The organism is Rhodothermales bacterium, from assembly GCA_017643395.1.
Lineage (GTDB): Bacteria > Bacteroidota > Rhodothermia > Rhodothermales > UBA10348 > JABDJZ01.
On the sequence record JAEPNP010000003.1, the window covers coordinates 418122 to 437908 of the forward strand.

Here is a 19787-nt window from a genome sequence, read left to right on the forward strand (position 1 = left end):
GCGGGTGGAGGTCGGTCAGTACAGTTTCTCCATGCGCGCCGGGTCATTGGAGTCCGCATCGCGAGTGATCCAGTACGTGCGCATGCCCGGGTCCGGCCGGCGGTTCATGGGGTCCTTGCCCGCAAGGCGAAGCATGAGAGCGATGGGGGTCACGACGAGCAGGAAAACCAGCGTCAGCAGGACACGCGTCATGATCGTGCCAAGGACCAGCGCAATGAGCATCCAGGCCGGATACACGGTGCGCAATGCACCCGGAAGCAGCGTGCCGAGCATCACGAGGGGAGTCCCGACGGCGATCAGTACGGTTGCCGCGGTGCCGGGGACCCAGTCCGAGCGCCACATCAGAAACACTGCGATGGCAAGGAAGACACCGCCTACGACCAGGCCAAAACGGCGTAGCGTGCCGGCATCCCGGGGGAGGGCAAGCGCCTCTTTCCACAACGTTCTGAGCATGAGGGACGATACGAACACTCGGACCGGTTCACCGAGCAGGATTCGGAACGACAGCGTCAAATGATCGCGCCTGGGCTCCTTTCCCCGCTATTTCATGTCGCTCGTGCGGCGGTCGACGTAGGTTTTCGGCATGAACGACATCGTTGAGTCCGTGATGCGATCCGGCTTCGGCCAACCGGCAAGCGTGGCGTACCTGGTCGGAAAACCCGCACCGGGCGAGCACCTGCCCCTGGAACGGACCCTGGTCGTAGCCGGCAAGGGGTTCGAGGGTGATCACGACCGCACCGCGTGGTGGAAGGGGGAGTTGATTCCTGGTCGGGAGGTCACCGCAATGGCGATCGAGGTGCTGCGTGCGATGCGGGTTGCGCCGGACGTGCCCGGCGACAATCTGATTACGCGCGGCGTGGATCTCGGTGCACTGAACGCCGGGGATCGGCTCATGATTGGTGATGTGGTGCTTGTTCGCAGCGAGAAACCGCATCGCCCATGTGCGCTGTTCAGACAGCGGGCCGGGCACGAGGCTTTTGAGGCTGCGGCAGCGGGGCTGCGCGGTGCCCTCTTCTCGGTAGAACGATCGGGAGAAATCGCGGTGGGCGACCCGATCGAGGTTGTTGCCGAGGTGAGCGCATGAAGCGTGTGCTTCCCCTGGTGCTGGGTGTTGTCGTTGCGGCGTGTACCACGCCGCCGCAACAACGGGGAACGACGGGCGCCGAGGTCTACGCGACCACCTGCGCAGCCTGCCACGCCGCCGACGGACTCGGTGTCAATGAAGCTTTCCCGCCTCTAAAGGACAGCCCCTGGGTCAGTCTGCCGGATTCGCTGCTCATTCGGCTGACGCTACGTGGCCTGCGGGGCCCCATTCAGGTGAATGGCCGTGAATACAACAACATGATGCCGCCCCACGCCTTCCTCACGGACGAGCAGCTGGCCGCGGTACTCACGTTTGTGCGTACGGAGTTTGGAGCCGGTGGGCTCATTGAGCCCGACCAGGTTGCGGCAGAGCGTCAGCGATTCGGCTCTGGACCGATGTGGACCATCCAGGAGCTCACCGCCGCGCCTGAATGACCGGCTCAGGATCTGTCTGCGGCCCGGGCTACGAGGTGCTTGAATAACGGGAGCAGATCAGTCACCTGACGCTCCGGGTGGAATTGCACGCCCAGTACCGAGCCGTCTTCGTTTTCGATGGCTTCGATGACGCCGTCGTCGGCTCGGCCGGCCACCCGGAATCCCTGGCCCACGGATGCCAGGGCCTGGATGTGATAGGTGTTCACCGAACGCGGCTCCTCTCCGAGAAGCTTCGCGATCCAGGTGTCGGGTTCGGCGGTGAATGCGTGCGAAGTGCCGCCTCGCTCGCTGGAGTGCACGCCCGTTCCCTCCAGGGCGGACTGCACGTCTGCGTGGATGGTGCCGCCGGCCACCGCGTTGATCAGCTGCATGCCGTAGCAGATCCCCAGCACGGGCGCACTGCGCCTTCGGTGCAGTTCCAGATACAGCCTGTCTGATGCAGACCGGCGGGCGTCGGTGGGCTTGATGTCGTCGGGCAGCGAGCCGATCAGTCCCTCCTGGATCGCAGGCCCACCGGTGATCACCAGTCCCTGCACAAGGTCCACAAGCGCTTCGGCCACGCCTGGATCCGTGGTGGTCGGCAATACCACAGGAATCCCTCCGGCAGCTTCAACAGCATCCGCGTACCTCGCGTCCAGTTCCTGTTTGCCGTCCTTTAACGACGTGGTGATGCCTATCAGAGGCCTCTTCATGCGTCCGGGGTGTTCAGGGCGATGATTCGGGCGATGGCCGCTCCGCCCAGGTCAGTCAGTTCCGCCAATACGAGTTCGGTGTGGGCACCAAGGTCAGGCGGGGGAGACAGTTCCCGGAATCCGGCCGGCCACTGCCGGATCCCCTCAGGCTCGAGGACCATGTAAGGAGAGCGGGCGAGTGCATCGCCGGCGTGCCGAATCCGGCCGGCCGGCACCCCACATTTTTCCAGCCCAGCCATCAACGTGTCACTGGCAACTCCGGCTGCGGCCGCCTGGAGCCGCGATTCGAGTTGTTGGCGCTGCCTGACCCGACCGGCGTTTGTGCGCCACTGCGCATCGACCGGGACATGCAGTGCTTCACAGACGGCCTCAAACTGCCGACTGCTGCCGACGGCCAGCAGAATCGACTCGCCGTCGGAGCACTGGAGCACGGTCCCATAGGGGGCGATGTTGGGGTGTGCAGATCCCATGCGCACGGGAGGCTGTCCAGTTCGCAGGGTGCCGCTGCCCTGGTTGGCCAGCGCAGAAACAGCGGCATCGAGCAGCGAAATGGTCACATGCCTGCCTTTGCCGGTGCGCTGCCGGTCCAGCAGCGCCAGAAGAATGCCCTCCTTCAAGTGGTGGGCCGCCAGCACGTCCATCAGGGCCACAGGCAGTTTGACGGGGGGGCGGTCCGGATAACCGTTCATCGCCATGAAGCCGGATTCGGCCTGGATGACCGCATCGTAACCGGCGCGATCGGAGTCTCGGCCGTATCCGGATACCGTGGCAACTATGAGTCCCGGGTTCTCCAGCAGCAGCGTTTCCGGGTCGAGCCCCAATCTGGCGTCGTGCCCGGGGCGGAAACTGGCGATGAGGATGTCGGCCCTGGCCGCCAGTGCTTTGGCGGCACGGGCGGCCTCGGTGTCCCGGAGGTCCAGCACCACGGATTCCTTGCCAAAGTTCGCTGCGCTGAAATACGAGGCCGTGTCGTCGGGGTTTTCAGCCGCCCGATGCCAGGACCGGGTCACGTCTCCCGCAGGCGGCTCGACCTTGACCACACGCGCGCCCAACTCGGCCAGAAACTGGCCGACGCTTGGCCCCGCCAGCACGGTCGCCAGCTCGACGACGAGCAGGCCCTCCAGCACGTCAGGCTCCCGGTACGCCCGGTTCGGTCATGTCCCGCACGTCCAGCACGTGGTCCAATTCCTCCTCGGACATCAGCCCCATTTCCAGTACGACTGCGCGCACGGACTGTCGCGTTTTGGCGGCCGTCTTTGCCACGGTCGATGCCTGGTCGTAGCCAATCGTGCGGTTGAGCGCCGTGGCAATGGACGGATTAAGTTCAAGCAGCTCGCGGCATCGCTCCCGGTCTGCCTGAATGCCCTCCAGGCAACCGGTCCGGAACGCATCGCAGGCGCCCTGGAGCACGTTGACAGACTCCAGCATGGCGTGTGCCATGACGGGCATCATGACGTTCAGCTCGAAGTTGCCATGCTGCCCGCCGACGGTGATCGTGGTGTGATTGCCCATGACACGTGCGCAGACCATCATCAACGCCTCGCTGAGCACCGGATTCACCTTGCCGGGCATGATCGACGACCCCGGCTGGATGGCCGGAAGGCGGATCTCGGAAAGTCCGCTGGTGGGACCACTCGACAGGTGCCGAATGTCGTTGGCGATCTTCATCAGCGAGACGGCCACCGTATTCAGCGCTCCCGATGCGCTCACGTAGGCATCCTTGGCGGCCTGGGCCTCGAAATGGTTGTCGGCCTCCCGGAAGGTGAGCCCTGTGAACTCGGAAATGTGAGCGATGGCCGATTTGGCGAACGCAGGCGGGCAGTTGATACCCGTTCCCGTAGCGGTGCCGCCCAGTGCGAGTTCAGCCAGCTCTTCGGAGGCGCGCTCGACCCGCCTCATGCCGAGCCGGAGCTGCGCCGCGTAGCCACCGAACTCCTGGCCCAGTCGGACCGGGGTGGCATCCATGAGGTGGGTGCGGCCACTCTTGACCACATCGTCAAACTCGGCAGCCTTGGCCTCGAGGGCCGTCGCAAACCGGTCCAGGGCCGGCAATAAATCCTCGGCGATGGCAACCCGCGCGGCAACATGCATCGCGGTCGGAATGACATCGTTGGAGGATTGCGAGGCGTTCACATGATCGTTGGGGTGGACCAGCTTCGAGCCGCGGTCGCCCCCCATGCGCTCCGAGGCCAGGTTTGCAAGCACCTCGTTGGCGTTCATGTTGCTCGAGGTCCCGCTGCCGGTCTGGAAGATGTCCAGCACGAATTCGTGGTCGAGCTCGCCGGCAATCACGCGGTCCGCGACGGCAACGATCGCATCGCGCACATCCTGCTCGATCAATGACAACTCTGCGTTGGCCATGGCCGCGGAGCGCTTGACAATGCCCAGCGCCGCGATGAATCGCCGCGGGAAACGAATCCCGCTGATGGGGAAGTTGTCGGCGGCGCGCTGGGTCTGGGCGCCAAAGGCCGCGTCGGCGGGTACCCGGACTTCTCCGAGGGAGTCGCGTTCGATGCGAAAATCGCTCATCGTTGATGGCAGCAGTGGATGGTTTCGAAATATACCCGCGCGCCCTCACGGAGGGTGTTGATTGGGGTTGAATACGGGGCGTTTCGCAGAGGCGTGCCGGGGCGATGCGCCCGCTCCGCACGCCCTGGCAACCCAAGCGGGCCCTGTTCGTAGCTTGCCGCCGCCAAACCCTCCCCGGATGAAACTGATCACCGACGTGTCGGCCATGCAGGCCGAAGCCAATACCGCCCGCGCCGCCGGAAAACGGCTCGCCCTGGTGCCGACCATGGGGTCACTGCACGCGGGCCATCTGGAGTTGGTGCGTCGCGCGAAGGAAGAGGCCGACCACGTAACGGTCTCCATCTTCGTCAATCCGACCCAGTTCGCTCCCGGAGAGGACTACGACCTCTATCCCCGTGATCTGGAGGGGGACATGCGTCTGCTCGAGGGCATTGGGGCGGTCCAGGCGATCTATGCGCCGCCCCCCTTGGCCATGTACGAGAACGGCACGTCAGGGCTTACCTGGGTGACCGTCGACCGGCTGACGGAGTACCTCTGCGGACCCCACCGGGAAGGCCACTTTCGCGGCGTCACGACCATCGTCGCGAAGCTGTTCAATGCGTGTCGTCCCGACGTGGCCGTGTTCGGGCTGAAGGACGCGCAGCAGTTTTTCACGCTGCGACGTATGGTGCGCGATCTGGACTTCGGCATAGAGCTCGTTGGTGTCGAAACCGTGCGCGAGCCGGATGGGCTGGCCATGTCCAGCAGGAATCGTTACCTCGGCACCGAGGCCCGCAAGCAGGCCGTGGCCCTTTCCCGGGCTGTGCTGGGTGCCCGGGATCGGATCCGGGCTGGTGAGCGCGACTCCACCCGCGTCCTGGATGCCATGCAGGCCGAATTTGACAATCTCTCCCTGGCCGCCCTTGAGTATACCGAGGTGGTCGACGGAGACCTGCTTCAGCCTGTGGATGCGCTGCGTCCGGGAATGACGGTGATCGCGGCGGTTGCGGCGCAGGTGGGCGGTGCGCGACTCATCGACAATTCCATTGTGCAGGTACCCGAATGAGGTTCTTTGCTGCGCTGCTGCTGGCGCTGTTTGTGACGGATGCGGCGGGCCAGTCATGGCGCTACCCTGCTCCGGTGGACGGAGGGCTGGCGCTCATCGACAGCACGGGAAAAAGGGTCGGGGATGCCGTATTCGAGAGCGTGCCTGCCTTCGACGGACCCGTCGGCGCGGCGCGCAGAGACGGACGGTGGGGACTGATTGACAGATCCGGCGCCTGGGTGGTCGAGCCCCGCTATGGGGAAGCCTCCGCGCACGGGAATCGTGTCCTCGCCCGGGACGCGCAGGGCTGGCACCTGCTGGACGCTTCGGGCAGGACGCTGACCTCCGAACCCTATGCGGCGATCTCACCCCCAGGCGATGGCGTAGCGGCCTTCCAGGAGCTGAGTCCGGGTCGCGGCAAGGAAGGAAAGTGGGGTCTTCTGTCCGCAGACGACGGTCGGGTGGTGCTCCGACCGGAGTTGGATGCCGCCGGGGTGCCCGCAGAGGGTCTTGTTCCGGCTGCGCGGTATCGCAAGCTTATTTTTCTGCGTCTGGAGCGCCGCTGGGGGTACGTGGACCAGGCGGGTCAGTGGCGGATTGAGCCTCTCTTCGGGTTCGCACGGACTTTTTCCGACGGACTGGGACTGGCGACGGACGGCCGGGCCGGCGTCTACCTTGACGCGTCCGGCGATACCGTGCTGGTGGCCGAGCATGCGCTGGTCGCCTCGTTCTCGGACGGACTGGCCCGCTTCGGCGAGCCCGGCAGCCAGGGGTTCATGGATGTGGAGGGTGCCGTGCGCATAGAGGCCCGCTTCGAGGCCGCTTCCGACTTCCGGAACGGCCGGGCTGCTGTCAGACAGGACGGGCGATGGGGCTACATCGACACCACCGGAGCCTGGGTAGTGCCCCCGACCTTTGAAACGGCCGGCACGTTCCAGGGGGGGCTGACGCTGGTCCGATTCCAGGGCAGGCACCAGTACATCGACCTGCAAGGCAACGTCATCTGGCAGCAGAACTAGCCGGAATCGCCAAGCGTCGGAAACCGACCTAGTCTTCGAACTGCTCGTAGGCCTTGATGATGTCCTTCACCAATCGGTGCCGGATAACATCGGCCTCGTCGAAATAGACGAACTGGATGCCCTCCACGTCTGACAGAATCTCCCGGGCGTGCACCAACCCGCTGTCCGAGCGGCGAGGCAGGTCGGTCTGTGTGACGTCCCCGGTGATGATGGAACGGCTGTTGGCCCCGAGCCTCGTCAGAAACATCTTCATCTGCGGCGTGGTCGCGTTCTGGGCTTCATCCAGAATCACGAACGCCGAGTTGAGTGTGCGGCCGCGCATGTAGGCGAGCGGCACGATCTCAACAATGTTCTGCTCCATGAGCGAGGTCAGCTTCTCACGGGAGAGCATGTCCTCGAGCGCATCGTAGAGCGGACGCAGATAAGGGTCGATCTTTTCCCGGAAGTCACCCGGCAGAAACCCGAGCCGTTCGCCGGCTTCCACGGCAGGGCGACAGAGCACGATGCGCTTGACCTGCTTGGACTTCAGGGCGGCCACGGCCAGTGCGACTGCCGTGTAGGTCTTGCCCGTTCCCGCAGGACCGATGGCGAATACGATGTCGTGGTTGCGCGCCGAGTTGACCAGCTTGATCTGGTTGGGCGTGCGGGCACGGACAACGCCACCCGAGGGCGTGAAGACCACTGCGTTCTGGGCGTCCGTTTTGGTCGGAGCTCCATCACCCGCGTCCGTCAGCGCCAGAACCGTATCGATGTCGTTCTGGGTGAGATGCCCGTTACGGTTGACGAGCACAGTCATCTCGTCGAGCACCCGGGAAATCTGGTTCAGGCTGGTCTCGTTGCCCTTGAGGAAAATCTCGTTGCCGCGGGCCGTGATGCGGGTCTCGGGAAAGGCATCTTCGATGCGGCGGAGGTAAACGTCATTGAAGCCGAAAAGCAGTAGAGGTTCGGCTTTTTCAATCAGGATGCGCCGTTCTGCCAACGTGTATTATGCAACTTGAGGCTGTTGAAACACCCGAACGCCGGAGCCCGCCGAATGATGCCAATGCCGCCGCGAACCCTCGTTGTGGAGTTTACCAAGATGAGTGGCGCCGGGAATGACTTCATCGTAATCGACAACCGGTTCTACCATTTCTCGGAGGACGAGCTGTCGAACTTTGCCGTGCGGTATTGTGCGCGGCGCTCGGGCGTGGGTGCGGACGGTCTGCTGGCGCTCCAGGCCTCCGAGGAGCAGCATTTCCGAATGAAGTACGTCAATGCGGACGGGTCCGTGGGCTCCATGTGCGGAAATGGCGCGCGGTGCCTGGCGCGCTACGCGTTTGATGCCGGCATTCAGCACGAATTGCTCGTGTTTGAGACGGATGCCGGCCGGTATGAGGCCGCGGTGACGGGCGATGTGGTCCGGCTGTTTGTCCCACCGCATGAGGAGTTCAGAACCGTGCCGCATGACGAATTCGGACCCGGTCGCTTCTACATCTGGACCGGTTGCGAGCATACGGTAGTGTTTGTCGACGACGTGGCCGCGGTGGATGTCGCAAACGAGGGCGCACGTCTGCGTCGAGGCCATCAGCCTGCCGGGACGAACGTCAACTTTGTCCAGGTGGCAGGGGCCGCTCTGAAGGTCCGCACCTTTGAGAAAGGGGTCGAGGCTGAGACGTTGGCTTGCGGCACCGGAGCGACGGCCTCCGCGGCGGTGTCCCGCCTCACCGGCCGGCTGTCGGGCACGCACATCGATGTGCATATGCCCGGCGGGATCCTGGGCATTGGGTTCGATGCGAGCGGTGGGGCCAAATACCTCGAGGGTCCCGCCGTAACCGTGTACCGCGGGACCCTCGAAATACCTGTCTGAAATCGACCGGCCGGCCGGCGCTAGTTGATGAGCACCCGGCTGCGATTGTCCACGATCTCGGAGTCCTCCTTCAGGGAAGCAATCCACTGGGCCCGCACGCGGTTCTGACGCTGGGTCAGCAGCTGTTGGCGCAGCGTTTCCCGCTCGCTGTCGGCGATGGGGGAGGGCTCCCGTACCTGGGTAACGTGCACCACATAGACGCCGTTGTCGCCCGTCAGCACGTCAGACGTTTCACCCGCCTGCATGCCGAGGGCGGTGCCCACGAATTCGGGATCGCGGCCCAGCGTCGGTACCACCATGTTGGTGTATGAGAGGCTGTTCGCGGTGCGCTCGGTTTCACCCACGGCGGCGGCCAGGCCCTCAAAGCCACCGGTCGTGTTCAGCGCGTCCTGCAGTCGTTCCTGCAGCAGCTCGGCCTTCTTCTGGTTCCGCACGCGCGGCTCAAGCTGCGAGCGTACCTCCTCGAAAGGCTGGTAGCCGGCCTCCTGAATGGCCTCGACGACACCGACGATAAACTCGTTGTTGAGCTCGATCACGGGGCTGATGTCTCCGACGTCGGCATCCTCCAGGAAGGTCGAAAGTTCGCCACTCTGCCCGATACCCGGGATGAATACGGAGCCGTCTTCAACCTGTACGGTGTTGGGGTTCAGACCGGTGCGGGCTGCCTCTGCCTCGAATTCGCCGTTCTCTTCAGCGAAATACTGGAGGTCGTCCAGCCGTTCCTGTGCGGCGTTGAGCGTGGCGACTGAAGCGCGAAGGTCCAGCGCGAAGTCGGCGATCCTGGCTTCCTGCGTGGCACGCTCGGTTACTTCGATGAGGTGGTAGCCGAATTGCGTCTCGACCGGGCCTACGACGCGTCCTACGCGAGCGCCAAATGCAGCCTCCTCAAACGCAGGGACCATGCGACCCGGTCCGAACCAGCCGAGATCGCCGCCCTGGGACGCCGAGGCGTCGGAGGAATGCTCGCGAGCCATTTCCTCGAAGTCCGCTCCGTTCCGGATCTGGCGAAGCACATCGTTGGCGTTGGTGCGCGCCTCGGCGCGTGCCGCGTCATCTCCTTCCGCGGCGCGGAACAGGATGTGGCGCGCCCGCACGGCTGTCTCTTCCGGAGCCCGCACATCAATCACCTTGATCAGGTGGGCCTGACTGCCGGAAATGATGGGCCCGATGACAGCACCCGGGGTCGGATTGTCGAAGATCGCATCGGCAATCGGGTCTTCGAGCTCGTCCGGACGGAAATACGCGTCCGTCCAGGGCCGGGAGGAGCCGTTGCGCGTGAGGAATGTGGAATCGTCAGCTGCCGCGACAAACGATTCGCGGAGGTCATCCAGATCCTCCAGCGTCGCGGCCGTGTCGGCCGGCGTGGGGTCCTTGTCAACCGAGACATACCGGAACGTGTAGGAGCGCTCACGGGCGAATTCCTCGCGGTTGTCGTCATAGAACCGGCGCAGGTCCCGGTCCGTGAACGACACGGAATCGTTGGGGATTGTCGCGAAGCGCAGCGCTACGAAGCGCACATCGACCGCGCGGTTGCGGCGCATGTACTCGGCCTCGACGTCGGCGTCGGAGATCCGCACGCTGCCGGCCACCAGGCGGTCCAGTTTCTCACGCAGGCGCTCCTGGCGCAGGTAGTCCTCAATCTGGATCCAGTCCTGGCGGGCGTCCGGGTTCTCGATAAAGTTCTGCAGGAGGGCGCGATCAACGCCACCTGATCCGTCACCGAAATAGAGCGTAATGATGGGATGCGGGTCTGCACCCTGCACCATTTCGATCAGCTCGTTGTCGGAAACGGCCAGGCCCAGACGCTCCATCTCCTGCTCGCGCAGTTTCGTCTCGACAAGATTGTCGAACACGCGCTGCCGCGTCTGGTCCAGCATCTGGGGAGGCATGCTCTCGCCCGTCTGCTGCTGGTAATTCTGCATTTGCCCGTCCAGGGCAGAGTTGTACTCCTCAAACGTGATCGCTTCGCCGTTGACTTCGGCAATCTTGTTACCGGTGAAACCGACAACGTCGAGGCCGCCGGAGTCCTGGAGCACCCAGATGACGCCGAAGGCAAAAACGAGAATCCAGAGGACGACTCCGGTGTTTTCCCGGAGCCGGTTCATCACACCCATGGTGAACCGATGACTTGGTGAAGAGGAGGAAGGGGGAGGCCCGAGGGCACGGGCTCATTCCTGTTTAGCCGCGGGTATACCGGCGGCCTGAGGGTTTGTTCAGCCCATCGGAGAGGCAAAAACCGGGCTTCTTCGAGGCTCCACGAGGCGGCTGTCGCGGGAGTCATGCGGCGGTCACTCTGGGCGGACACGGTGCTACGCTGCCCGATTTCCCATTTTCTGAAGATGGGACCGCAACTGCACCAGCACCTTGCCCAGAATCTGGGAGATGCGGGCCTCCGTACGGTCCATCAGCCCGGCGATTTCGCGAAGCGTCAGATTCTCGAAGTAGTACAGGGCGATGATCGTCTGCTCACGCTCCGGCAGGTCGTTGATCAGCGTCTGTATGTAGTCTTTCAGGCTCTGGCGGTCAATCTTTTCGAAGGCCTCGAACGTTTCCTCGTTCGGAATGGACTCGATGATGGTCTGGTCTCCTTCCTTGTCGATCGGAGCGTGCAGCGACAGGGAGAACCGGCACTGTGCGTCCCGCAGCAGTGTGTGATAGTCGGTAAGAGAGATGCCCAGGTAGTCCGCCACGTCGCCGTCGGTCGGCTCGTCGCCCAGAACCTGGCGCAGGGTGTCCATGGCGCGGTGGGCTTCCGCCAGTCGGCGACGCCGTTCACGGGGGAGCGCATCAATGCTTCGCAGGTAGTCGACGAGGGCGCCGCGGATGCGGCCGTAGGCGTACGAGACGAAGGGCGTGCCGCGTTCGGGGTCGTAGCCGTCCAGGGCCTGAAGCAGGCCGAGCAACCCGACGTTCTCGAGGTCGTCACGGGAGGCCAACGGGTGGTCCGGAACGCTGAGCCTCCCGACGATGGACCGTACCAGCGGCACGGCGGCCATGACAACCGCTTCCCGGTTCCGGGGCGTCGGTTCTTCCGTGTATCGGACTGCGTGACTCTGAAGATCTCGGGCCATGGTGGATCGGTGCTAGGTTCGCTCAGGCCGCCTTGGCGTCCTTTGCGTTGGCTTCCGCGGATGCGTCCTTGGAGGCGCCGGGTTGGGCAGTGGGCCGGGCAGGGGACTGCGGCGCAGCAGCTGCCTGCTCAAGAATGCGCTGAATCACGACGTCTCCAAGCAGCAGAACTACATAGACGGCAAGTCCTGAACCGGCTCCGGTCAGGACGGCCTTCTCTACCGGTGCGCCGCCGAGCATCTGGTTGATGAACGTCAGGATTCCGATGAGACCGCTGAACTGGGAAAAGAGGGCGCGCATGATGGAGGGTGAAAATGGTCCGTCCGGGGACTTTGCAAGGAGTGTGCCCGAAGACTCAGTTCATCGCGAGGGGAGCGAGTGTTTGAAAGACGCCGCAGCGAACCCGGCGTGCGAGGTCCACAAACGCGTGTTCTGCGTGAGAGTCCGTGAGTACGGCCGGGATCTGCTGCCGGACGGAAGACCGGATGGTCCCGGAAAATGGTACCCAGCCGGCATACAGAATCTTCCGGTCAAGAAAGTGTGTAGTGAGGGCAGAAAACCGCGAAATCACGCCTCCAGCGTCGATTTCCGAATCCGCCATGTTGACCGCTCCGGCAAGCGGATAGGCCGGGTCGCGGGTCCATACAAGCTTGCACAGGGCATAGGCATCCGCAGCTGCGGTGGGCTCATCCACGAGCACCAGCAGGCTGGCGTCTGCCCGGTCCATGGCCCACCGAACTCCCGGGCCAATCCCGGCCGGGGCGTCGATGACAACGAGGTCGTATGCGGTGCGGGCCCTGGCCAATTCCAGATCCAGCAAACTCAGCGCCTCGTCCTGATCGTGAAGGCCCTCCGGGGGCGCGATCAGGCTGACACTGCGACTGTGTCCGAGCAGATAGGCGCATGAACCCTGGCCTGCGTCGGCATCAACCAGCGCGACGGACCGTCCCTCCCGGGACCATGTCACGGCCAGGTTCACGGCAAGCAGACTCTTGCCGACGCCGCCCTTCCCGCTGACTACGGCCAGCACAGTCGGCTCGTGAGGCGTGCGGTCACGCATCGCAGACGCGGCGGGCAAAGCGGGCGGGATCCCAGGCTTCAAGGCCTTCACCCGTAATGCCGCTCTGCAGCAGGGCAGCGACCGGAGTCTGCATCACGATGAGTCGTTCAGTCACGTGACCGAGCGCAGGAGCCTGATCCACATGCGTGACCACTACCGAGTCGGCACGCTCGCCTTCTCGCGCCGTGGCGCCGACGGCGGCCCGGGCATCAACAACCAGTCGGACGTGCCCGGAGGTGCCGTTGGGCATGCGAAATCCCGCCGGGGTGTCGATGAGCACATCGCCGTCCAGACCCTCAAGTGCGGAGGCGAGTGCCTCACGGCTGCACCGGAGCACCTGCAGGTCAAAGCTTTCGAACATGCTTGTCGGATCCTGCCAACCTCGCATGCGCTCACGAGAGGGGGCGACCACCACGATCCAGGGGGCGCGGCGACCCGCTCGCACGCGGGAAAGTGCGGCGCGAACCACAAGCGACGTCTTGCCGGCTCCGGGAGCGCCAACGAATGCGACGCGCCGGGGTGCTCGGCCGCTCACACGGGGCGGCAGACTGCGGGCCAACTCCCTCACCGCGTCCGTGACCGAGGTTTCACGACTGATCTCGGCCAACTGGCGGGCGCGGCGAGGCCGCAGACCCTGGCGGATCAGCTGCATGAACACAGGATTCAGGGCGATGGGCTCCGTGGCCGGCTCCAATCGCTCCGTGCCGTGCTCGGGCTCTGGAATCGGATCCGGGGTCGGCACCGATTGAAACCCGTCGGCGCTGGCCGTGAGTCTGGCGAACACGTCCGTCGCCGGACGAATGCGGTCATGGAGCAGCACGCCGGTGCCACGCTCCGGGCGGCGCAGTGCGCCGGGGGCGGGTGCGGGCACGAACGCTGGGCGTGGTTCGGGTTGTTCCTGCACGAGTACGTCTACGGAGGTTGCGGAGCGCCGGGTGTCGGAGGAGGGAAGCCCCACCGCTATGCGGGCACGGCGGCCGGCACTCTCGGGTTCTGCCTGCAGCATCACTACCGAATCGCCCCAGAGGCTGCGGGCTTCGGCCAGTGCGTCGGCGATGGTGGTTCCGGTAAGGTTGCGGATGTCCATGGGGATCAGACAGGTACGGCGTCCATCTCATCGAACGTCACCTGGCCGACGATGTCGACCTGCACATCCGACAGGAGATCGTGGTAGGAGAGCACCACGATTTCCTGAATCATGGGCGCCAGGAAAGCAAACAGGGTGGGTCGCAGGACCGGGGAGGCCAGAAGAATGGGAGTGTGCCCTTCGGCCAGCATCTCGCGGGCAAACAGGCGGGCAGACTCTACCAGTGCTTCCGCGCGCTCGGCAGGCAGTCCCAGCGTGCCCGCGTGCAGTTCGCCGGTTTTGGCTCGCTGCAGCAGCTCCTGCTCCACGGAGGGTTCCAGTACCAGCGCCCGAACGATGTTGGTCTCGTCGGCGAACTGACGGGTGATGGTGGGGGAGAGCGCCGCACGCACGTACTCGGTCAGCACGTCGATATTCTTGGTCGCCTGGATGTTGTCTGCCAGGGCTTCCAGGATCGAGACCAGATCGCGGATCGGCACCGACTCGCGGAGCAGCCGCTTGAGTACTTTCTGGATGGAGCCAACGGACAGCTGATCGGGCACGAGTTCCTCGACCAGCGCCGGCGCGGTTTCCTGCACCTTGTCGATGAGTTTCTTGACCTCCTGACGGTCAAGTAGCTGGTACGCCGACTTGCGAAGGATCTCCAGAAGATGGGTCGTCACGACCGCCGGGGCTTCGACCAGCGACAGGCCCATGCGCTCGGCTTCAGGCAGGTGCCGCTCCGAAATCCAGATGGCAGGCAGGCCGAAGGTCGGATCGGTCACCTCGACGCCCGGCGGCATTTGCCCCGGATCCTCGGGGACCAGCGCCAGGTGGTAGCCGGGCAGGACCTCGCCCTCGGCGATCGGGTTGCCCTTGAGTTTGATGACGTATTTGTTGGAGCCCAGCGCCACGTTGTCGCGGATGCGAATCGGCGGCACGACAATGCCCAGCTCCATGGCCAACTGCTGGCGCAGCAGGCGAACCCGTTCCAGGAGGTCGCCGGCCTGGTTGGGGTCGACGATCGGAATCAGGGCATAGCCGATCTCAAGCTCCAGCGGGTCGACCAGGAGCAGATCGGACGGCTTGTCTTCCTCTTCCTCTTCCTCTGCGGGAGCCTCGATCCTGGCGGCCTCCCGGGCCTGGGCTTCCCGTTCCTCCTTCAGCTTGCGCTGGCCCATGGTGAGGGTCACGGCGGCAAGGAGCCAAAACGGGATGAGCGGCAAACCGGGGATCAGCCCCAGCACCGCGAGAAACCCGCCGGTGATCAGCAAGGGGAACGGACGGTTGAACAGCTGCAGCTTGAACTCGCTGGCCAGATTGCCGGAGCCGCTTGCCCGAGAAACGATGATACCGGCCGCAGTGGAGATCAGGAGGGCCGGAATCTGTGAGACGAGGCCGTCACCGATCGACAGCAGCACGAAGGTCTGAGCCGCATCGGCCGCCGACATGTTGAGCTGGGCGATGCCGATGATCAGGCCGCCGATGATGTTGATGGCCGTGATGATGAGGCCGGCGATGGCGTCGCCACGCACGAACTTGGACGCACCGTCCATGGCGCCGTAGAAGTCCGCCTCCCGGCCCACCTCGTCGCGGCGCTTGCGCGCCGTGTCGTCGTCAATCAGGCCCGCGTTCAGGTCGGCGTCAATCGCCATCTGCTTGCCCGGCAGGGCATCCAGCGTGAACCGGGCCGCGACCTCTGCGATGCGACCGGAACCCTTGGTGATCACGATGAAGTTGATGATCACCAGCACCAGAAAGATGATGGTACCGACCACGTAGTTGCCGGCCACCACGAAATCTCCGAACGCCTGGATGAGCGCTCCGGCATTGCCCTGGCTCAGAATCAGGCGTGTGGAAGCCACGTTGAGCGACAACCGGAAGAGCGTCGTGACCAGCAGCAGTCCCGGGAAGACGGCAAAGTCCAGCGGGCGCTCGGCATAAAATGCCGTCAACAGGACGGAAAGGCTGATGGCGATGTTGGTCGCCAGCAGCAGGTCCAGCATGAAGTTGGGCAGCGGGATGACCAGCACCAGCAGGATGCTGACCAGCGTCGTGGCGATGATGGCCTCGACGTTTGCGCCCTTCTTATCGGCGTCTTCTGGCAGTATTTGGGGTGCGGCGGTTGCCAAAGGGATCAGAGTTCGCGCTGCTGCTGTCGGTAGATTTCAGCCAGGATGGTTGCCACTGCGGGATACAGGTCCGCGGGGATCTCGGCCATCTCTTCGACGGTGTGGTACAAAGCCCGGGCCAAGGGCCGGTCCTCGACCATGGGCACGTCGAATTCGCGGGCGAGTGCCTTGATGCGCAGCGCGCGTTTGCGCACGCCCTTGGCCAGGACGAGTGGCGCAGGGGACTCTTCCGGATTGTACCGGAGCATGACGGCAAAGTGGGTCGGGTTGGTGACCACCACATCGGCCTTCAGGATGGCATGGTCCAGACGCGGCCGGCGTTTCATTTCCATGGCCAGCTGGCGCCTGCGGGACTTCACGTGAGGATCTCCCTGGCTCTCACGGTTCTCGTCCTTGATTTCCTGCTTGCTCATCTTGAGGTCGCGCTTGTAGCGCCACTTCTCGAAGGCCGCGTCGATGGCGGAAAGCAGGATCAGGACAATCAGAAGCTGGAACACCATGATCATCATCCACTGGCCGGCCATGGCCATGACCTGCTCGATGGTCAGAGCCGGAAGCATCAGGATCTCCTCCATGCGGGCGGCGATGTACTGCCAGGCCACGGGACCGACCACCGCGATCTTGAGCACGGCCTTGCCGGTATTGAACGCTCCCTGGGCAGAGAAAATGCGTTGCAGGCCCTTGAGCGGAGAGATCTTGTCGGGCTTCGGCTCCAGCGGCTTCATTGTGAGATTCAGGCCGCTCTGGGCCGCCTGAATGCCGACCGAGGTGATGAACAGCACGCCCACGAAGGGTCCAAGGATCATCACCACCTGCATGCCCGAATCCTGCAGGATCCCGGGAATGGCCTGCAGATTGACCTCGGTCGTTGCCGAGGCCAGAAACAGGTTGCCGGACAGCAACTTCAGTGATTCAAAAGCCCGAGGCAGGAAGGCCGTGATCATGGTCATGCCTGCCAGGAGTAGGGCGATGGACGTCACGTCCTGACTCTTGAAGAGGTTGCCGTCTTCCCGCGCCTTCTTGAGCCGTTGCGGTGTGGGATCAAAAATCTTGTCGGACCGATCCGCCATCAGCGCAGGGCGTCGATCATGTCAAGCACCGCAGCCATGGCTGCGTCCGTCAGCTCCGGAGCCAGGGGAATCAGGTTCTGCACGAACATGACGGCGAGGCTCAGGCCGATCAAAAGCTTGATGGGCATGCCGAGGGAGAAGAGGTCGGCTTGCGGGACCACCCGGGCAAAAATGCCCATGGCGGATTCGACCAGGAAGAAGGTGACCATGAATGGACTCGCGATGCGCAGTCCGGTCGAAAACAATCCTCCCGCCATCGCCAACAAATGCGGTCCGGAGGCTTCGATTTCGGACCCGGCAAGCGGGATCGCCTCAAACGAGATGACCAAAGCCTGCAGGAGCATGTGGTGCCCGTCGAGCATGATGAACACCAACAGGAACACCATCATCACGATGCGGCCGAGCGGGTTGGTATTGGCATTTGTCGTCGGATCGAACACAGCTGCCATCGCCAGTCCCATCTGGAAGCCAAGCACGTCGGTAGCGTATTGCACACCCCAGAACAGGAACTGGGCAGCAAAGCCGATCACGAGACCGGTAAGCAGCTCGATACCAATGGCCACGACCAGCCCGAGCGGCCGAGCAATCAAGTGGGCAGGAGGCAGGCTGACGAAGCCCACCACTACCCAGGAGAGCATGATCGCCAGCAGCAGACGCACCTTGGTCGGAATGGACTTGTGCCCAAACACCGGCGCAGCCGTCATCATTGCGCCCACGCGGACGAAAATCAGGAAGATGGCCGCGATCCGGACCGGATCGAGTAGTTCTTCCGGTCTCACTGGGAAACGCTTGGGATGAACTGGAAGACGCGCGTGGCGAAGTCGGTCATCATCTCCAGCATCCACGGTGTCAACGCCAGCAGCACACCCCCGACAATGACAATCTTCGGGATGTAGCTCAGGGTCATCTCCTGCATGGAGGTGATGGCTTGAAAGAGTGACACGCAAATACCGACGGCAAGCGCGGCTACCAGCAGGGGGCCGGCGAGCATCACCGCCAGCTGCATGGATTGCTGGATCCAATAGAGGGCAACATCAACATTCATGGCAGCAGCGGATCAGGCGCCGAGGTAGGCGCTAACAACGGATTGCACGATGAGGTACCAGCCGTCGGCCAGCACAAACAGAAGGAGCTTCATCGGCAGCGAGATCATTACCGGTGGAAGCATCATCATGCCCATCGACATGAGCACCGATGCGACGATCAGGTCGACGATGAGGAAGGGCAGGAAAATCATGAAGCCGATCTGAAAAGCGATCCGCAGTTCGCTGATCACGTAGGCCGGCACCAGGACGTAGAACGGGGTTTCGCCGCCGTTCTGGAAACTGTTGATGCCCGCCATGTCCATGAAGAGCGTCAGGTCCTTCTGGCGGGTTTGGGAGAGCATGAACCGCTTGATGGGCACCGAGGCGCGGTCAAAGGCCTCCTGCTGGGAGATGGCGCCGTTCATGTAGGGATCCAGGGCGTCGCGATGGATTTCGCTGAAGACCGGAGCCATGATGAACATGGTCAGGAAGAGGGCGAGGCCGATGAGCACCTGGGTAGGTGGCGACTGGGCCGTGCCCATGGCCTGACGAAGGATGCCCAGAACCACCACAAGCCGGGTGAAGCTGGTCATCAGAATGACGATGGCGGGCGCCAGCGAAAGGACCGTCAGCAGCAGTAGCAGCTGTATGGGCAGGGCGTAGCCCTCGCCGTCCGGGTCTCCAAGCTGCACGGAGGGCAATCTCGAAAGCGCACCGGACGGGCCGTTGGCCTGTCTGGTGGTCGGGGTGTTGCCGCCGGCTTGTGCGCCAGCCTGAGCGGCGGCCTGCGTGGCCGCGTCCTGGATCTGACCGGTGAGGTCTTGCGCCTGCTGTCCGGCAGCCTGAAGGACCTGCTGGAAGGCAGCCTGGTCTACCGCAGGCGGCAGTTCCACCTGTCGTGCCAGTGCCGATTCGACCGGCAATGCGAGGAACAGCGCAAACAGGAGCGAGAGGAAGCGAACTCGCGACATGATCAATTGCTGGCTCCGGTGGGAGGGTAGAGGGTGTTGGCCTTGTAGGTCTTCTTGCCGGAATAGCGCTTGAGCACGTGCATGAAGTCGGGGCCGTCCGAAATGGCTGATGCTGTGGCGACGGTCCATTCGGGGATTTCGATGTCCGGGTCGTCGGGCAGGGCCAGCGGTGGCTCGGCGCGCTGCTTCGGCTTCGGTGTGACCATGGCGCGGGCGGCGCGCGAGAGTGAGGTGGTCCAGGACGGCTCGGCCGGTGATTCCGGCGGTGCTGTCGTCATCTCCGGTCCCGGAAACTGGCTGGCGGGGTACGCCTTCAGCAGTGAGATCTGGCCGGAGCTCACACCGAGAAGCAGGACCTCATCGGAGCAGCGGACCAGACGTACCTCCTGACTGGTTCCCAGACGGAAGCGCCCGATGTCCTGGAGGTGTCCGTGAGGCCCGCCGGGGCGCTTCTTCTGCCGCAGCCAGAGGGCCCACAGGCCACCCGCTGCAAGCAGCACAATGACCAGCATGTAGCCGGGGCCGATCAAACTGGGGTCGGCAGCGAAGGGGGTCTCCGCCTCGTCGATCGAGGGCGACTCGGTGACGAGTTCGGTATCGACAGGCAGGGTGGAAGCGGCCTGCTCGGTCGGGTCAGGCAGGAAGGCGATAGCCGTCCAGACAATGACCAGAAGAATACTCAGAAACAGCGCGCGGCGAAGGCTGTCACGGGGTGACGGCGCATCTCCGGTGGGCGGAAAGTTTGTGCGCATGTTCGGCATCGTTT

The 19787-nt window shown here is 63.9% G+C and carries 21 protein-coding genes; 5 read left to right on the forward strand and 16 right to left on the reverse strand.

The window, feature by feature from the left end; translation table 11 throughout:
* Nucleotides 1-15: 15 nt before the first annotated feature.
* Complete coding sequence (locus JJ896_12290; protein MBO6780424.1) at nt 16-453, reverse strand: hypothetical protein; 438 nt, start codon at nt 451-453, stop codon at nt 16-18.
* A 130-nt stretch (nt 454-583) separates the two neighbouring features.
* Between JJ896_12290 and JJ896_12295 the strand changes: the two genes are divergently transcribed.
* Both JJ896_12295 and JJ896_12300 read left to right on the forward strand, forming a co-directional pair.
* Nucleotides 584-1084 carry an MOSC domain-containing protein gene (locus JJ896_12295; protein MBO6780425.1) on the forward strand — a complete coding sequence of 167 codons (501 nt, stop codon included), beginning with the start codon at nt 584-586 and terminating at the stop codon, nt 1082-1084.
* Nucleotides 1081-1518, forward strand: a complete 438-nt coding sequence (locus JJ896_12300; GenBank protein MBO6780426.1) for a c-type cytochrome — start codon at nt 1081-1083, stop codon at nt 1516-1518. The genes JJ896_12295 and JJ896_12300 overlap by 4 nt, the downstream gene beginning before the upstream one ends.
* A gap of 5 nt (nt 1519-1523) precedes the next feature.
* On the opposite strand, the gene JJ896_12305 is transcribed toward JJ896_12300, so the two are convergent.
* The 3 genes from JJ896_12305 to JJ896_12315 are packed head-to-tail and all read right to left on the reverse strand — an operon-like array spanning nt 1524 to nt 4739.
* Nucleotides 1524-2210, reverse strand: coding sequence for a gamma-glutamyl-gamma-aminobutyrate hydrolase family protein (locus tag JJ896_12305; protein MBO6780427.1), 687 nt, complete (start codon nt 2208-2210; stop codon nt 1524-1526).
* Nucleotides 2207-3337: a CoA transferase gene (locus JJ896_12310; GenBank protein ID MBO6780428.1), complete on the reverse strand. Its 1131-nt coding sequence runs from the start codon at nt 3335-3337 to the stop codon at nt 2207-2209. The genes JJ896_12305 and JJ896_12310 overlap by 4 nt, the downstream gene beginning before the upstream one ends.
* Before the next feature lies 1 nt (nt 3338).
* Nucleotides 3339-4739, reverse strand: coding sequence for a class II fumarate hydratase (locus JJ896_12315; GenBank protein MBO6780429.1), 1401 nt, complete (start codon nt 4737-4739; stop codon nt 3339-3341).
* A gap of 178 nt (nt 4740-4917) precedes the next feature.
* On the opposite strand from JJ896_12315, the gene JJ896_12320 reads away from it, so the two are divergent.
* Both JJ896_12320 and JJ896_12325 read left to right on the forward strand, forming a co-directional pair.
* On the forward strand, nt 4918-5784 hold the full coding sequence (locus tag JJ896_12320) for a pantoate--beta-alanine ligase (protein MBO6780430.1): 867 nt from the start codon (nt 4918-4920) through the stop codon (nt 5782-5784).
* The gene (locus JJ896_12325) at nt 5781-6782 is read left to right on the forward strand and encodes a WG repeat-containing protein (protein MBO6780431.1); all 1002 of its coding nucleotides are present in this window, start codon (nt 5781-5783) and stop codon (nt 6780-6782) included. Before JJ896_12320 ends, JJ896_12325 begins: the two co-directional genes overlap by 4 nt.
* A 28-nt stretch (nt 6783-6810) precedes the next feature.
* Here JJ896_12325 and JJ896_12330 read toward each other — a convergent pair whose 3' ends face one another.
* Complete coding sequence (locus JJ896_12330; GenBank protein MBO6780432.1) at nt 6811-7761, reverse strand: PhoH family protein; 951 nt, start codon at nt 7759-7761, stop codon at nt 6811-6813.
* A 63-nt stretch (nt 7762-7824) separates the two neighbouring features.
* On the opposite strand from JJ896_12330, the gene JJ896_12335 reads away from it, so the two are divergent.
* The gene (locus JJ896_12335) at nt 7825-8628 is read left to right on the forward strand and encodes a diaminopimelate epimerase (GenBank protein MBO6780433.1); all 804 of its coding nucleotides are present in this window, start codon (nt 7825-7827) and stop codon (nt 8626-8628) included.
* A 20-nt stretch (nt 8629-8648) separates the two neighbouring features.
* Here the strand turns inward: JJ896_12335 and JJ896_12340 are convergent, their stop codons facing one another.
* From JJ896_12340 to JJ896_12390, 11 genes are all read right to left on the reverse strand, one after another.
* The gene (locus tag JJ896_12340) at nt 8649-10733 is read right to left on the reverse strand and encodes a peptidylprolyl isomerase (GenBank protein MBO6780434.1); all 2085 of its coding nucleotides are present in this window, start codon (nt 10731-10733) and stop codon (nt 8649-8651) included.
* Between the two features lie 204 nt (nt 10734-10937).
* Nucleotides 10938-11699 (reverse strand): FliA/WhiG family RNA polymerase sigma factor, encoded by a 762-nt coding sequence (locus JJ896_12345; protein ID MBO6780435.1) that lies wholly within the window; start codon nt 11697-11699, stop codon nt 10938-10940.
* 22 nt (nt 11700-11721) lie between these two features.
* Nucleotides 11722-11997 (reverse strand): hypothetical protein, encoded by a 276-nt coding sequence (locus tag JJ896_12350; GenBank protein MBO6780436.1) that lies wholly within the window; start codon nt 11995-11997, stop codon nt 11722-11724.
* A 55-nt stretch (nt 11998-12052) separates the two neighbouring features.
* Nucleotides 12053-12757: a P-loop NTPase gene (locus JJ896_12355; protein ID MBO6780437.1), complete on the reverse strand. Its 705-nt coding sequence runs from the start codon at nt 12755-12757 to the stop codon at nt 12053-12055.
* The gene (locus tag JJ896_12360; protein ID MBO6780438.1) at nt 12750-13844 is read right to left on the reverse strand and encodes a hypothetical protein; all 1095 of its coding nucleotides are present in this window, start codon (nt 13842-13844) and stop codon (nt 12750-12752) included. The genes JJ896_12355 and JJ896_12360 overlap by 8 nt, the downstream gene beginning before the upstream one ends.
* Nucleotides 13845-13849: 5 nt before the next feature.
* Nucleotides 13850-15955 carry a flagellar biosynthesis protein FlhA gene (gene flhA / locus JJ896_12365; GenBank protein ID MBO6780439.1) on the reverse strand — a complete coding sequence of 702 codons (2106 nt, stop codon included), beginning with the start codon at nt 15953-15955 and terminating at the stop codon, nt 13850-13852.
* 5 nt (nt 15956-15960) lie between these two features.
* Entirely contained in the window at nt 15961-17025 is a 1065-nt protein-coding gene (locus tag JJ896_12370) for an EscU/YscU/HrcU family type III secretion system export apparatus switch protein (GenBank protein MBO6780440.1), read from the reverse strand.
* Entirely contained in the window at nt 17025-17804 is a 780-nt protein-coding gene (gene fliR, locus JJ896_12375; GenBank protein MBO6780441.1) for a flagellar biosynthetic protein FliR, read from the reverse strand. The genes JJ896_12370 and fliR overlap by 1 nt, the downstream gene beginning before the upstream one ends.
* Nucleotides 17801-18070 (reverse strand): flagellar biosynthesis protein FliQ, encoded by a 270-nt coding sequence (fliQ, locus tag JJ896_12380; protein MBO6780442.1) that lies wholly within the window; start codon nt 18068-18070, stop codon nt 17801-17803. The genes fliR and fliQ overlap by 4 nt, the downstream gene beginning before the upstream one ends.
* A gap of 12 nt (nt 18071-18082) precedes the next feature.
* A complete protein-coding gene (fliP, locus tag JJ896_12385; GenBank protein ID MBO6780443.1) occupies nt 18083-19021 on the reverse strand; it encodes a flagellar type III secretion system pore protein FliP in 939 nt (312 codons plus the stop codon).
* Between the two features lie 2 nt (nt 19022-19023).
* Entirely contained in the window at nt 19024-19773 is a 750-nt protein-coding gene (locus tag JJ896_12390) for a FliO/MopB family protein (GenBank protein ID MBO6780444.1), read from the reverse strand.
* Nucleotides 19774-19787 lie beyond the last annotated feature (14 nt).